The following is a 14,277-nucleotide window of genomic DNA, read 5'->3' as shown; positions in this document are numbered from 1 at the left end:
CATAAATAAAAATCCTTCCTAAAACATTATTTTTTCAGATATTCATACTGATCCTTAAGAACCTGTGGCACCTCGAAGCCGTCATTCTGAATCCTTCTTATCATGTTGGAGATCGGCCTTATCAGTCCGTTAATATGAGCCGTGTATTTCTTAATGAGCTCTCCGTACTGAGGATTATCTGCGAACTTCTCGCGGAGCTCAGCAGAGAAAGGACAGTAGGTGAAAATGATCTCTCTTGAAATCTTATTTAGTCTTGGTGACTGGTTTGCCTCAAATTTTATATAGCACATATATTCTGAGACGAACAGATTCTTGTAGTTGTTGTTGAACTTCTTAAGGTCAGTTCTTAGCTTCTCCTTCATCTCTGTAGAAAGAGAGTGGTTCTTTTTATAGAACTGGAGATAATCGCAGTACATGGAGGTAAGGGAAGGATCCGTAACATCGTTCCAATGAACTCCCTGTATGGTCTTGCACATCTCCCAGCGGAATTCGCCGCATAGACGTATCATAACATCTTCAAAGGTTTCTGTGTTAAAAATCGAAATAATAAATCTTGCAGGAGTACTTCTTTTTTTACCCTCGATTTCCTGCCAGAGAGAAGCGCGGCTTCCCATATTGGGCATAAGTATCATATACGGAGTTACGTCTTCATCGATAAATGCCTGGGTTACGCCGATTTCCGGATCTGAAAAGATACTCTGTCTGCAGAACAGTGAAAAATCGATGGATCTGATATATTTATAAAAGTCGTTGATCTTCTCGGTATTTACGTAGGCAACGTCAAGAGGCCTTATGACATTTTCCTGATCAAATACAGGCACAAACATGGACGGGCGTCCAAAGCTCATTCTGTTACCGAGAGCGAGAAGGTTCTTTATCTCGAACTTTAACCGCTCAAGGGGATCTGTTTTCATCATCTCCATCTGATCTTCGGTTATGTCGCCGCTGGTTTTAAGGGTGCGAAGAGCAGTGAAATAGTCCTCATCAAATTCGTTTCTTGAGGGCTCAAGCTCCATGGAATAAACCTTTTTTAGCCATTCATACACAGTAACAACGCGACCTTCGGGATCAGGCTTATAGGTTTTCATAAGAGCATAGAGCTGTCTTGTGTTCTCAAGTCCGGCGAGATCTTCATCCACAAAGCCGAACATCAAGAACATCATGACCTCTGAAGGAATGGAAGAGTCGCTAAGACTGCGCAGGAAAGCTGAGGTGTAAATGGTGTAGTAGTCCTTTGCAACACTTCTTCTTAAAGCTCTACTCTCGTCAGAGGTATCATACCTGTTCTTGGTATTTTTGAATTCCATGATGATGCTGCGGAAGTTCTCGGTAGAAGTCTCGTCAGCATCTGCATACTGAAGGATGGTGTTGAGTGCATCCTTGATGTCAATATGGGTAGCCTCGCCCTCTGCGCCGTTTCGCTTCATGTCATCGGATTTAGCTCTGATAAGCTGCATAGCTGAGCGGAATTTATTAGTCTGTCTCTGGAACTCGCGCTTATACTCAGCAAGCTGTTCTCTGCATGCTGCGGTAAAAGATATTGCTTCTAGGGCATACATGATAAAGCCGTTTGAAATATCGGCGGAGCGGGCATAGCAGGTCTTTTTCATGATCTCTTCGTTGTCATTTAATGTGCGGTAGAATTTTTCCTGCCAGTCGGAGAGAGCCTGAGTCCTTACAGGTGGCTCAATGTCTTCAAGTTCAGGGAAATCTTCAACATCCATTCCCACAGAAACAGCCATCATGGGATAATCAGCCAGATCTATATCAAGCTGATTGTATTCTGCCAGGATTTTTTCAAAATCTTCATTATACTTATCAAGACTCAGAACCGCTATTTTTACTGTCTGTGCAGCAAGAATAGGCGATATTTTTGGATTGGAAGCTATGATCTTGAATATGTCATCGATAGAAGTGAAGGGATATGAAAATACAGAGGTTTCCTCCAGTGCTGTGTAGGTATAGACATATTCTGCGCCGGGATGCTCGGGAGCTCCCAGTATGCCACCTACACCGACAACGATGGACTCACCTTCCATGATTACGGAGACAGATCCTTTTACGACAATTTCAAGGGTTTCGACCTTGTCGCCGGTTTTATGGAGTACCTGATTTGGATTAAGTGTTATAAGCCCCATAATGCTCCTTTACACCTAAAAAAGTGCATAATAACCCATCAAAACTAAAGTTACCATTAAAAATATTATAGACGATTTTTTGATAGCTATTTATTAAAGTTTGGTAAATATATTTCAAACTGCTGCGAAAAATCCTATTATCAATCAAAAAATCCCTTGATAAATTAAATTACAGATAATATATTATAGTTATAGGTGGAGGAGAGATGATGAACCGTTACGGGGCCATCATCTTTTTTGCTTTTTATCAGGAAAAATGCTTCATTTATTTTTCCATAAAGCGATAAGTTGCTTGAGGAATATATATGCAGTTTTCATATCAGTTTGATGTTGCCGGAATAATGGTAATATTTACCAGCTTAATATGCGCATGGATCCGTCCTAAGCTTATGAAAAATTTTGGCTTTAGTTTAAAGCTTTTAATTTGCTGCGCAATTGCCTACAACATCCTTGATTCTCTCACTATAATTCTACTTAATATAGGTAATCCCCAGACTTTTTATGTGACGTATATTGCTCTTATTGCGTACTTTGTCGTGCTTTACATGATTCCTTACAGTGCTACCAGGTACTTTTATGAGCTATGCGGTGAGAGCAGTAATACCTGGAAAATGAACATCGGACTTGGCATAATGATGTTCCTTGCGACCTTTGGCAATATTTTCTTTGATTTGTTCTTTAAGCTGGACAGGGTAACGCTGGAATACAGTCGCGGTATTGGTGTTCCTGTCACATTTATCTACTATATTATCTGTGCGAGCATGGTCGGCGTTTGTGCCTTCAGGCATAAAAGGTATCTTGGCCGCGTCAGAAGAAGACTTCTTTTCACTGTTTTCTTTATCACGATCTTTAACCTTATTTATCAGGGATTTTTACCGGAGCAGTCTCTAACGGGACTTATCATAGCTTTGGCTGTAGCGATGACGATTGTTGTGTTCTGCTTTGTCGATGTCACAGTTGATGAGCTAACGGGACTAAATAACAAAATAGGCTTTATACGTTCCTGCGATGAGCTTATGCATAAGCAGGATATGGTTGGCTATGCCATGGTGAAGATCCAGGTATATCACATGCAGGAGCTCAATGAGAGAACCGGTATGGAAAATGGGGACAGGATTCTTTTGCTTTTGGCTGAGAGCGTTAAGAGCTGTGTCGATACTGCAGAGAAAAAATCCGTGTGCGGAAGAATTGGTGGTGATACCTTTGCAATTCTGACCCATGAGGAGATAACCGTTAACACCATCAGTGATATGGATCTGTCGGATGCCATAATTAATCCTATGACAGGTCTTGATTATGCGGTTTCCTTCTATGCTGGTGTTTACAGGCTCGAAGAGGGTGATAAAGACATTGATAAAATGCTTGATCATGCAGGCTATGCTTTGAAGTGGGTTTCCGGTAACTTTAAGACCAATGTTGCCTTTTATGATGCTGACATAAGACGTGAGGACGAGCATAGAAAATCGGTTGAGCAGCGCGTAAGAGGAGCAATCCAGGATAAAGAGTTCAAGGTATATCTGCAGCCCGTATGTGATACCATGTCCCGCAGAAGAGTTAGCGCAGAGGCGCTTGTACGCTGGATAGATGGCAAAAATCAGATGATAAATCCCGGGGACTTTATTCCGATTCTTGAAAAGAACGGCTTTATTACTGAGCTTGACCTTTATGTTCTGGAGGAGGTCTGCAGGATACTCAGGGAGTGGATGAATCAGGGAATGGATGTGGTTCCCGTGTCAGTTAACTTCTCAAGAGTTGATGTTGATCACCACGGTATAGTTGAAGAGATTGTAAGGATTGTTGACAAATATGATATCGATCACAGCCTTATTAAGATCGAGCTTACAGAGAGTGCATTTAACGACAACATGGAAAACATCATAAATATGCTAAATAAGCTCCGTGAAAATGGCTTTATTATCATGATGGATGACTTTGGAAGCGGCTATTCCAATCTCAATATGTTCAAGGATATGCCTGTTGATATAGTTAAGATTGATATGTATTTCTTAAGGAACATCGAGAATAGCGAAAAGGGCATGATCGTCCTTGAATCCGTAGTTCAAATGGCTAAGCGCCTTGGCCTTAAGATCGTGGTAGAGGGCGTTGAAACTCAGGAGCAGTACGATTACATCAGAAAGCTTCACTGCGAGATGATCCAGGGCTTCTATTTTGCAAAGCCCATGCCGTCTGAAATCTTTCCGGATCAGGTCACCGCAGGGTGAAAACTTCATATACTGATACTCAGGGTCGCAGCTTTGCGGCCCTTTTTGTGGTCTCGATTAATGAAGCTATATCTGCTATAATCGTAGAGTTTGTATTAGTAAGTTGGAGTTTTATTATGTTTGATTATTTAGTAAAAAAGGCCGAGAGGGTAAGCTATGCCGAAAGGAATAGGATAAGCAGGATTATTTTAAAGACTGTTGTAGGCGTGGAAACCTTTGCAGCCATTAGTTCGTCGATTATTTCAGTGCTGCTCAGCATGGTTACCAATAGCGATGAGGTAGGTATTATATCCTTCTGTTTCTTTGTTCCCATGATTTCTGTATGGACGTTTATTGCTATGGATACCGATCATATGGGAATGGAGGAGAATGAAAAGGAACTTCCCGTTGAAGATGTATTACCCAGGAAAACAAACGATTATGACTTAATAGTAAGTGCAGACGGCAAGATGCCGCATTTTGGCAGGATGTACAGACAAAGTCAGATTTCCGATATCATAGCGAGTCAGACCTTTCATCCATTTGTTGATGAAAATGGTAAGAAGATAAAATCTATTAAGGTAAGCGAGGATGATAAGTGGGTTTGCATTCTTGGTGGCTACTATCCGATTGACCTTATCTGTGGATATAACAAAGAAATGAATATGCTCTATGCTATTGACGGAACGATGATAAGCCTTCCGCTTAGAGGTAAGCTTCCTTCAGTAAAGGCAGATATAGAAGCATTTTTTGAGAGCAGAGGCGAGTACTTTAAGAAAATGCCCATAAAGGCAAGGAACAAATTTGAAACAGCTCTTGATCGTCCAAAGGAAGAGCTTTCCAAGGCGGACTGGGGCTCAGTTCGTTATCAGTGGGAGAAGCTTAATGCCGGAAACAGAACGGAGGTTATTGATGGAAAAGAGAGGCCACTGATCTTTGAACCTGTTACCAAAAGCGGACATATAGATGATGATATTTTTGAAAGAGTCTTAACTGATGCTGAGATAGCAAAGGCGGTGAAGGCTGTAAGAAAAAATAAGGTAATACTTCAGACCTATACAACTATGGAAAACTACCAGAATGAATATGCTGTCTGCAACGGAATACGCATTCTGAAAAGCCTCGACAGAGAGCTGAGACTGCCCGGAATGGATTTCCTCTTTCAGTGCTTAAATGATGTCGATGAAGCATATTTCCCCATGGCAGTTGATCTCTTAAAGGCATATCCTAAGACAATGGTCAGGGAAAAGATTGAAGAGAACGCCAGAATTGCCTATCAGGATTATGATGTTCAGGAGCTTGGAGGTCTGTTGTTCCTTGCAAAAACCATCGGATATGAGATTGAGTATGTTAAGGAGATAAAGAAAAATCAGATGAAGGCTGAAACAGCAGGCACAAGTGCACTTAATGCTGTTCCGAGCTTTGACATTGATGAAGATGCCCTTTACGGAAGTGAGAATGTTCAGGCGTTTAGTCCTTATGCATATCAGAAACCAGAATGATGGGCGCCTTTGAATATTCGTTAATCGGCGAGCACCCTCTTACGAGGTCATAAATATTTGATGCCGAAACGGTATCGCTAAGAAGCATATAGGCCTTTTCGTCAAGAGCCTTATATGCATCAGAGAGAGTAGATATAACAGGAATGCGAGAGCATTCCTGTATTTTTTTTAGTAAGGGTGAAGCGGTTTTGTTAAAGCCAAGTATTCGTGCATAGGAAGTAAAGGCGCTTCTGTCTGCGCTGTAGACATCAAGCTTATCTGAAGCCATACCAAGGAGAATGTGTAGAAGTGCTCTGTTTATCCTTGTGTAGGTAAGGTTCTTGGACTTAAGCTTCATTACAAAATCTGAAAAAGTGGTAAAGCCATTGATGGCTCCGGCTATTTTATCAGAGAGATCGGAATTTACATCAAGATATCTGGTATAGCCAGCATTTTTCTCTAAGATGAGCTTGTAGTGAAGAAGCTCTGAAAAATCATCCAGTGTGGTGAGCTTTAATTCTCCCTCAGAATGTAGAGCTTTAATATATGCACATACTTCCTCCGGCATGTTAGAGAGGGCTCTTAAGGAGTCCTCACTTGAAAGAAGATCCTGATTATTAACGCCCGCGTCTGTATCAGGAGCGTTACCTTCAAGAGCAGCTCTTATAGCCTTCGCGGAAGAAAACCCGGCACTGTCGGAAGAGAGTGCTTCGGCATCATAAGAAGCGCCTACACGCTTAATGGCGTAAGGTGTGACAGTGCTCTTTTGAAGAATCAGGGCCTTCACATATTCTGTTGCAAGAATGTCATTGGGGTTTGAAATAAGTGAAGTGATTACTGTATCACTTTCGCTTTCTTTAGATAAATATTTATTTAGAGCAGCGGCCCTTGCGGCAGCGTAGTTCATGCCGCTTCTAAGGTTATCCTTAAGAAGACCGGAGAACCCTTCAGGCTCATCAGCAAGCACCCCGGCCACTTTTTTTATGGCGGAAATATCCCCTGATTCTGAGCCAAATCCAAGGCAGTTTGTCACTCCGATATTATTTAATATAGAAACGGCACCTCCGGCGAAAAATTCTGCGCTGGATGTGCTATAATAAATAGGCAATTCTAATACAAGGTCGGCTCCTCCCAGAAGGGCCATTTTTGTTCTTGTATATTTATCGAGGATTGCGGGAGCTCCTCGCTGAGTATAATCCCCACTCATTACGATGACAGCATAATCAGACCCGGTCTCTTTTTTCAGAGTACGGATCAGATATTCATGTCCTTTGTGGAATGGATTAAATTCGGCAATAATTCCTACAGTCTTCATAAAAAATATATTATCATGGAGGTTTCATAATGAAAATACTGGTTATCAATTGCGGAAGCTCATCACTTAAATTCCAGCTTATTGATTCAGAAACAGAGAATGTATTGGGGAAAGGTATTTGTGAGAGAATCGGCATCGATGGCAGAATAGTGTTCACTCCCGGTGATGGCGATAAGATTACAAATGACACAGCTATTCCGGATCACAACCGTGCAATCGAGCTTGTTATCGAGGCTCTTACAAACAAGGACACAGGCGTTATCGCTTCTCTTGATGAGATCGGAGCTGTAGGTCACAGAATCGTACACGGCGGTGAGAAGTTCACTAAGTCAGTTGTCATCGACGAGGAAGTTATCAAGGCTATCGAGGAGGTTTCAGATCTTGCACCTCTTCACAATCCTGCTAACCTGATCGGTATCAGAGCATGCCAGAAGTCAATGCCCGGAGTACCTATGGTTGCAGTATTCGACACAGCATTCCATCAGACAATGCCTGAGGAGGCTTACCTTTACGGTATTCCTTACTCTTTATATGAAAAGTACAAGATCCGCAGATACGGCTTCCACGGAACAAGCCATTCTTATGTAAGTAAGAGAGCAGCTGAGATGCTTGGTAAGGATTACAGCGAGCTTAAGACAATCGTATGCCACCTTGGTAACGGTGCATCCGTATCAGCAGTTAAGAACGGTAAGTGCGTAGATACTTCCATGGGTCTTACTCCCCTTGAAGGTCTTATCATGGGTACCAGAAGTGGTGACATTGACCCTTCAGTTGTTGAGTTCATTATGAAAAAAGAGGGCTGTGATGTTGCTGAGGCAGAGAATATTCTCAACAAAAAGTCCGGCGTTTACGGCCTTTCAGGAGATGTATCTTCAGACTTCAGAGATCTTGAGGACGGTTACTTCAAGGGCGACAAGGGCTGCATCCGTGCGATCAACACCTTCTGCTACAGAGTAGCAAAATACATTGGCTCCTATGCAGCAGCTATGGACGGTGTAGACTGCATCTGCTTTACAGCAGGTGTAGGTGAGAACGGACCTCTTGTAAGAAGCATTATATGTGAGAGACTTGGTTTCCTTGGCGTTAAGCTTGATAAGGAGGCTAACGAGGTTCATGGTAAGGATAAGGAGGTATCAACTCCTGATTCAAAGATTAAAGTTCTCGTAGTTCCTACAAACGAAGAGCTTGCAATCGCAAGAGACACTAACGAGCTTTGCAAATAATATAAAATGATCAAGATACGCTCCCTAAGGACTTGTCCAAAGGGAGCGTTTTATATTGTACACACTCTATTTCTCGGATATAATAGAAATGCAATGCTTTTGTGGGGAGGTTTAGTTAGCAATGTTGAAAAAAGTTTTGGATATCAGAAAAAAGAAATGGTTTAAGCCCGTTGTGATAGTCGCTGCTATTGCGCTTGTTGCCGGGCTTTTTCTTATGCCCAAGAGCGGAGATAACGGGATGTTCATTGAGGATACAGCCCAGCTCCGCGATATAAAGACCTATCACAGCTTTACGGGAACCATAGCACCGGTTGATGAGATGAATGTTTATCCCGATGTTGCCGGACCCAAGGTAAAGGAAATTCTTGTGGAAGAGGGAGATGAGGTTAAAAAGGGCGATGTGATAATGAAGCTTGATCCCAGCTCTATTGAGGAGTCTGTGAAGGAACTTGAAGCTACCATGACATCAACCGAGGAATCAGCTTCCCTGTCTCTTAAGGAGGCTCAGAAGAGCTACAGCGATTATAAATACAATCTTGATAACGACCTCAATTCAACAATACTCAGCGCTGAGCAGGCTATAGATAACTCATACGCGCAGCTCGTTTCAGCTCAGGAGAACTATAACAATGAGGTTGAACTGAATAATCAGGGCTTATCAGGAACCATGCTTAATGCTATTGCAAGTCTTGATAACTCCTACAATAACGTAAGAAATAACCAGCTTTCCCTTGAGCAGGCGGAGGGCAATGTTTCCGATGCTGATGGTAAGCTTTCCGATGCAAAGAAGGACTACGAGGATGCAAAGGATGACGTATCCGATGCAAAGGATAAATATAAATCAGATAAAAGTGCAGCTAATAAGACTGCCTTAGAGAGCGCAAGATCAGCAAGAGATGCTGCCAAGAAGGCGGTTGAATCAGCGCAGGATGTTGTTGATTCAGCTAATAATCAAAAGGATCAGGCATCGCTTTTGCTTGAAAATGCATGGACCAGCTATAACGATACTCTTGCAAGCTATGAGGCTGCAAAGATAAACGAGCAGAACAGTCTTACCAATTTTTTTGATCAGCTTCTGCAGGCACAGCAGAGCTATCTTAACGCTGTTGATAACTACAACGCTGCAGTTACAAGCTCACGTCAGCAGCTTGAAGCCTATGCCCTTAAGATAGAGCAGGCAAAGCTTCAGGGTGATGACAGCGTAAATGAGGTCAGACTTGAGAATTATCAGAGACAGTTAAATGACTGTGAGGTTAAGGCGGCAACAAGCGGAATAATTACAGATGTCCCTGTTAAGGTGGGCGATGCAACAACATTATCAACAAAGCTTGCGGTCATTACCAATTTTGACAAGATGAAGGTCGATATCAAGATCAATGAGTATGACACCCTGGGAGTAACAGAGGGTAAAGAGGTCGAGATCGATGTTAATGCGCTTGATAAGAAATATACCGGCGCCCTTAACCATATATCCAAGACAGCAACAATAGAAAATGGCGTTTCCTACTTTGAGGCAGAGGTTGATTTTGATGCTGATGATGATATTAAAAGCGGAATGAGCGTGGAAATCCGCCTTGCTGTTAATGATCTTAAGCAGGTGCTCGCAGTGCCCAGTGCAGCCGTAAGTGATAATGAGGATGGTTCTTCCTATGTTCTTGTAAAGGGAGACGGGAAAAATCCTGTAAAGAAGACTGTTACCACAGGTGCAACAGATGGAACCTATGTGCAGATAGTAGAAGGATTATCAGAGGGTGAAGTAATTCTTGAGAATCAGAATGCTATGTATGGAGCCTATGGCATGGGCCGGATGGGTGGAAGACGATGAGTGATAATGAGATTCTCAGAATGAAAGGAATCATAAAGGACTATGTTCTTGGAAGTGGTACCTCGAGAGTTCTTAAGGGGATTGACCTTACCGTTGACAGAGGTGAGTTCCTTGCTATTCTTGGCCCTTCAGGTTCCGGTAAGTCTACGCTTATGAACATAATAGGCTGTCTTGATGTTCCTACAGAGGGTGAATATTATCTCAGTGGCAAAAAGATTGCAGATCAGGATGAAGCATCCCTTGCCCAGATCAGGAATAAGGAGGTTGGATTCATTTTTCAGCAGTTTCAGCTTCTGCAGAGACAGACTGCCTTTGAAAATGTCGAGCTCCCTCTTATCTATGCCAATATGCCTGAAAAGCAGCGAAGGGAGAGAGTAAGAGAGATGCTTGAAAAGGTTCAGCTGGGGGATAAAATGGAGTATTTTCCCAATCAGCTATCCGGAGGACAGCAGCAGAGAGTTGCCATAGCAAGAGCACTTGCGGCTAACCCGACTATACTTCTTGCAGATGAGCCCACGGGAGCCCTGGATCAAAAGACCGGTGCCCAGATCATTGAGCTTTTCCATCAGCTAAATGAAGAGGGCAGAACTATAATAATGATAACCCATGACAGACATATAGCAGAGCATGCATCAAGAATTGTAAGGATTCTTGATGGAGAGCTGAGTGAAGGAGATCTGACAGATGCTTAATTTATCAGTAGTTAAGCAAAGCTTTAGGATGTCTTTGCAGAATATAAAAGCAAACAAGCTAAGATCATTTCTGACTATGCTTGGTATAGTGATAGGTGTTGCCTCTGTAATCGGACTTGTCACTATGGTAAAGGGAGCAACCGACTCGGTTATCGGGAAGCTTTCAGATCTTGGTGCGGGAACCCTTAATGTAAATGCAGTTGGAACCGCTCTAAAACAGGGACTTTCTGAGAGTGACCTCGACAGACTGAGGGGCACGGAGGGTGTTTCGGGAATAGCTCCCACAGCTTCGATGAACGGCGCAGCAAGCCTTGGAAATGAGGTTTATGATAAGGTCTCAATTTCCGGATATGATGTAGTTTACTTTGAACATAATGACATTCTCGACAGAGGACGCATATTTAATAATGACGATATGAACGGTGACGTCAAGGTGTGCATTGTTGATGCTGATTTTGCCAAAAATGTTTTCAAGACGCCGGATGTACTTGGCAGACAGTTTAAGCTAAATGGCTATGAGTACATAGTTGTAGGTGTAAGAAAAGACGATGAGAGCCTTTTCAGTGCCATGTATGACACCAGCGACAGGGATGGTACTGTAATAGTTCCTTATAAGAATGTTCTTAGAATGAGCGGAAAGCAGAACGTATCCAGCGTAGAGGTTTACATTGCTGAAGGCTATGAAAGTACTACTGCCGAGGATAATCTGAGATCTGTTCTTGATGGCATATACAATGATGCAGATAACAGCTATTCCATTATTAATATGGAGAGCCTCATGGATACCATGAGTACCGTTACGGATATGATGACTGCCATGCTGGCGGGAATCGCATCTATAGCCCTTGTGGTAGGTGGAATTGGTATCATGAACATGATGCTGGTATCAGTCTCTGAGAGAACGAAGGAGATTGGATTAAGAAAGGCTCTTGGAGCTGAGCCTGTGAGAATACAGATGCAGTTTCTTATTGAATCGATTGTTCTGTCCATGATAGGAGGAATAATTGGAATAGGCCTGGGCCTGCTTATTGCATTTGTTGGAGCTGTACTAATGAAAATCGATTTTCGAATTTCGTACAGTGCAATAGCTCTTGGAACGGGATTCTCAGCGGCAGTCGGCATTATCTTTGGATGGATGCCTGCCAAGAGAGCAAGCCAGCTCAATCCTATTGATGCACTTAGAAGTGAATGATGATATTGTTAATACATAGAAAGTGGAGGAGATAAGGTATGAAATCAATGAAAATCTTAAAAAAGCTGGGGATATCGGTTCTTGGGATCACTATGTCATTTGGTATTGCAAGCACAGCCTTTTCTATAAGCGCCAGTGCCGCAGATCTTAAAAAGTGCTACACAGGAGAGGAACTCCTTGCACCTGCAATGACTAAAAATACCGATGCAAACGGTGTTTACAGACAGCTCAGACTTGCTCTTAAATATGAGCAGATAAATGAAGGTGCTGTTAATCATTTCTATTTTGATAAGACAATGAATGTCCCTGCTGAGGCGATGAAAATGTTGTATAAGGACGGCCTTATTTCTTCCTATACATATAAATGTGTGACAGGAGAGGCCCTTACCGCAGCGGATCTTGCAGGAGTATTTGATGCTACATATTATTATAATAACAATGCGGACCTTCAGGCTGCCATCGGTAATGATGCTAATGCACTTCTTACTCATTTTGTGAAGTATGGTATGAAGGAAGGTCGTCAGGGTAACGCTACATTTAATCCTGCAAGCTACAGAACCAAGAACACTGACGTGTCTGCAGCCTATGGTGACAACCTTTCCCAGTATTACAGACATTACCTTCTCTTTGGTCGTTACGAAGGAAGATAGTTTCCACAGACAGGCCTTGAATATAGAATTAATAAAATCTTTGTTGACAATAAAGGCAAGTGTGCATATAATATTTTAAGTGTGTTAACAAATGCAATGAATGATCACTTTCGTGGTTATTGATATAACGCTGTAAGGAGGTGTTACCGAATGTCTATCTGCCCGAAGAATAAATCTTCAAAGGGTCACAGAGACCAGAGAAGAGCAAACTGGAAAATGACTGCTCCCACACTGGTTAAGTGCAGCCACTGTGGCGCGCTTATGCAGCCTCACAAGGTTTGCAAGAAATGTGGCTACTACAACAAGAAGAGCGTTGTAGCTAACGAAGATTGATAATCAATTAGATCTTTTTCAAACCCGAGACTTTTTAAAGTCTCGGGTTTGTTGCTTTTTATGCTATTTTCTAGTAAACTTTTCAGTGGATGTTTTAACAGAAAACTAATACTTTTTGGGGAGTAATGATGGCAGAATTAGTAAGAGTTGCGGTAGACGCAATGGGAGGAGATAATGCCCCTTTTGAAATAGTAAAGGGCGCAGTTGATGCACTTAACGAATCCGATAAACTCAAGATTTTTCTTGTTGGTAAGGAACAGATAGTTAAGGACGAGCTTTCAAAATATTCTTATGATAAAGATAGAATGGAAGTTGTTAATGCAGAGGAAGTAATCGAGATGGCTGAGCCTCCGGTTATGGCTATCAGAACTAAGAAGGATTCTTCTATAGTTAAGGCCATGTTCCTTGTAAAGCACGGAGAGTGCGATGCTTATGTTTCCGCAGGTAGTACAGGAGCTACTCTTGTAGGCGGACAGGTTATAGTCGGAAGAATAAAGGGAGTGGAGAGATCACCTCTTGCACCACTTATTCCTACTGAAAACGGCGTATCACTTTTGATTGACTGTGGGGCTAATGTTGATGCAAGACCTTCACACCTGGTTCAGTTTGCCAAGATGGGAACAATCTACATGCAGAATGTATGTGGAATCGCCAATCCCAGAGTCGGCATCGTGAATATTGGTGCTGAGGAGGAGAAGGGTAACGCTCTTGTTAAAGAGACCTTCCCGCTTCTTAAGAATTGTCCCGATATCAACTTCATCGGTTCTGTAGAGGCCAGGGATATTCCCAGCGGAGCAGCTGATGTAATTGTCTGCGAGGCATTTACCGGTAACGTTGTTCTTAAGATGTATGAAGGCGTTGCCAAGACACTTCTTAAGGTTGTTAAGAAGGGACTTATGAGTGACCTTAGATCCAAGATCGGCGGACTTTTGATCAAGCCCGCACTTAAGTCAGTTCTTAAGGACTATGATATGGATCGCTACGGCGGAGCACCCATGCTTGGTCTTGAGGGACTTGTTGTTAAGACCCACGGAAGCGCTAACGCGATCGAGGTTAAGAACAGTATTTTACAGTGCGTAACCTTCAAAGAGCAGAATATTGCTGAGAAGATCAGAGAATCCATCACAGCAGATTCATAATCGGCAATTATTTAAAGAAAGTACTTGTAAAGATACTGCAAATCGTATTATAGTTTTAGAACACAGATTTACATCTGTGAATTCGTTA

General features: G+C 42.3%; 11 protein-coding genes. 9 read left to right on the top strand and 2 right to left on the bottom strand.

All coding sequences use genetic code 11. The features are described 5' to 3' along the window. Positions 1 to 26: 26 nt before the first annotated feature. Entirely contained in the window at positions 27 to 2,138 is a 2,112-nt protein-coding gene (locus tag G601_RS25365; RefSeq protein WP_026666054.1) for a Crp/Fnr family transcriptional regulator, read from the bottom strand. 305 nt (positions 2,139 to 2,443) lie between these two features. Here G601_RS25365 and G601_RS25360 point away from each other — a divergent pair, with 305 nt between their 5' ends. Together G601_RS25360 and G601_RS0117065 are read left to right on the top strand one after the other, a co-directional pair. Further along, entirely contained in the window at positions 2,444 to 4,360 is a 1,917-nt protein-coding gene (locus G601_RS25360; protein WP_051205978.1) for a putative bifunctional diguanylate cyclase/phosphodiesterase, read from the top strand. Between the two features lie 116 nt (positions 4,361 to 4,476). Next, on the top strand, positions 4,477 to 5,841 hold the full coding sequence (locus G601_RS0117065) for a hypothetical protein (protein ID WP_026490941.1): 1,365 nt from the start codon (positions 4,477 to 4,479) through the stop codon (positions 5,839 to 5,841). Here G601_RS0117065 and G601_RS0117060 read toward each other — a convergent pair. Beyond that, the gene (locus G601_RS0117060; RefSeq protein ID WP_026666053.1) at positions 5,810 to 7,135 is read right to left on the bottom strand and encodes a tRNA(Met) cytidine acetate ligase; all 1,326 of its coding nucleotides are present in this window, start codon (positions 7,133 to 7,135) and stop codon (positions 5,810 to 5,812) included. The two genes, G601_RS0117065 and G601_RS0117060, sit on opposite strands and share 32 nt — an antisense overlap. A 29-nt stretch (positions 7,136 to 7,164) precedes the next feature. On the opposite strand from G601_RS0117060, the gene G601_RS0117055 reads away from it, so the two are divergent. The 7 genes from G601_RS0117055 to plsX all read left to right on the top strand — a co-directional run bounded on the left by G601_RS0117055 (position 7,165) and on the right by plsX (position 14,189). After that, complete coding sequence (locus G601_RS0117055) at positions 7,165 to 8,358, top strand: acetate kinase (RefSeq protein WP_026666052.1); 1,194 nt, start codon at positions 7,165 to 7,167, stop codon at positions 8,356 to 8,358. A 121-nt stretch (positions 8,359 to 8,479) separates the two neighbouring features. Next, positions 8,480 to 10,183 (top strand): efflux RND transporter periplasmic adaptor subunit, encoded by a 1,704-nt coding sequence (locus G601_RS0117050; protein ID WP_026490938.1) that lies wholly within the window; start codon positions 8,480 to 8,482, stop codon positions 10,181 to 10,183. Continuing rightward, positions 10,180 to 10,875: an ABC transporter ATP-binding protein gene (locus G601_RS0117045; RefSeq protein WP_026490937.1), complete on the top strand. Its 696-nt coding sequence runs from the start codon at positions 10,180 to 10,182 to the stop codon at positions 10,873 to 10,875. The genes G601_RS0117050 and G601_RS0117045 overlap by 4 nt, the downstream gene beginning before the upstream one ends. Next, positions 10,868 to 12,067, top strand: a complete 1,200-nt coding sequence (locus G601_RS0117040; protein ID WP_026666051.1) for an ABC transporter permease — start codon at positions 10,868 to 10,870, stop codon at positions 12,065 to 12,067. Before G601_RS0117045 ends, G601_RS0117040 begins: the two co-directional genes overlap by 8 nt. Before the next feature lie 38 nt (positions 12,068 to 12,105). Next, complete coding sequence (locus G601_RS25355; protein ID WP_051205976.1) at positions 12,106 to 12,717, top strand: hypothetical protein; 612 nt, start codon at positions 12,106 to 12,108, stop codon at positions 12,715 to 12,717. A 150-nt stretch (positions 12,718 to 12,867) separates the two neighbouring features. After that, on the top strand, positions 12,868 to 13,050 hold the full coding sequence (gene rpmF, locus G601_RS0117030) for a 50S ribosomal protein L32 (RefSeq protein ID WP_026490935.1): 183 nt from the start codon (positions 12,868 to 12,870) through the stop codon (positions 13,048 to 13,050). Positions 13,051 to 13,178: 128 nt separating this feature from the next. Beyond that, positions 13,179 to 14,189, top strand: coding sequence for a phosphate acyltransferase PlsX (gene plsX, locus G601_RS0117025; protein WP_026490934.1), 1,011 nt, complete (start codon positions 13,179 to 13,181; stop codon positions 14,187 to 14,189). Positions 14,190 to 14,277: the final 88 nt, after the last annotated feature.

This window comes from Butyrivibrio sp. FC2001, from assembly GCF_000424125.1.
Taxonomy (GTDB): Bacteria; Bacillota; Clostridia; order Lachnospirales; family Lachnospiraceae; genus Butyrivibrio.
Note: the sequence above shows the minus strand (reverse complement) of the source record. Positions and strands in the feature narration are given on the sequence as shown.

Bases quoted from the DNA above. Each gene is read 5' to 3' on its own strand.
- G601_RS25355 (WP_051205976.1), top strand. From the start codon at position 12,106: ATGAAATCAATGAAAATCTTAAAAAAGCTGGGGATATCGGTTCTTGGG.
- G601_RS0117050 (WP_026490938.1), top strand. From the start codon at position 8,480: ATGTTGAAAAAAGTTTTGGATATCAGAAAAAAGAAATGGTTTAAGCCC.
- G601_RS0117040 (WP_026666051.1), top strand. From the start codon at position 10,868: ATGCTTAATTTATCAGTAGTTAAGCAAAGCTTTAGGATGTCTTTGCAG.
- plsX (WP_026490934.1), top strand. From the start codon at position 13,179: ATGGCAGAATTAGTAAGAGTTGCGGTAGACGCAATGGGAGGAGATAAT.
- G601_RS0117065 (WP_026490941.1), top strand. From the start codon at position 4,477: ATGTTTGATTATTTAGTAAAAAAGGCCGAGAGGGTAAGCTATGCCGAA.
- G601_RS0117055 (WP_026666052.1), top strand. From the start codon at position 7,165: ATGAAAATACTGGTTATCAATTGCGGAAGCTCATCACTTAAATTCCAG.
- G601_RS0117045 (WP_026490937.1), top strand. From the start codon at position 10,180: ATGAGTGATAATGAGATTCTCAGAATGAAAGGAATCATAAAGGACTAT.
- G601_RS0117060 (WP_026666053.1), bottom strand. From the start codon at position 7,135: ATGAAGACTGTAGGAATTATTGCCGAATTTAATCCATTCCACAAAGGA.
- G601_RS25360 (WP_051205978.1), top strand. From the start codon at position 2,444: ATGCAGTTTTCATATCAGTTTGATGTTGCCGGAATAATGGTAATATTT.
- G601_RS25365 (WP_026666054.1), bottom strand. From the start codon at position 2,138: ATGGGGCTTATAACACTTAATCCAAATCAGGTACTCCATAAAACCGGC.
- rpmF (WP_026490935.1), top strand. From the start codon at position 12,868: ATGTCTATCTGCCCGAAGAATAAATCTTCAAAGGGTCACAGAGACCAG.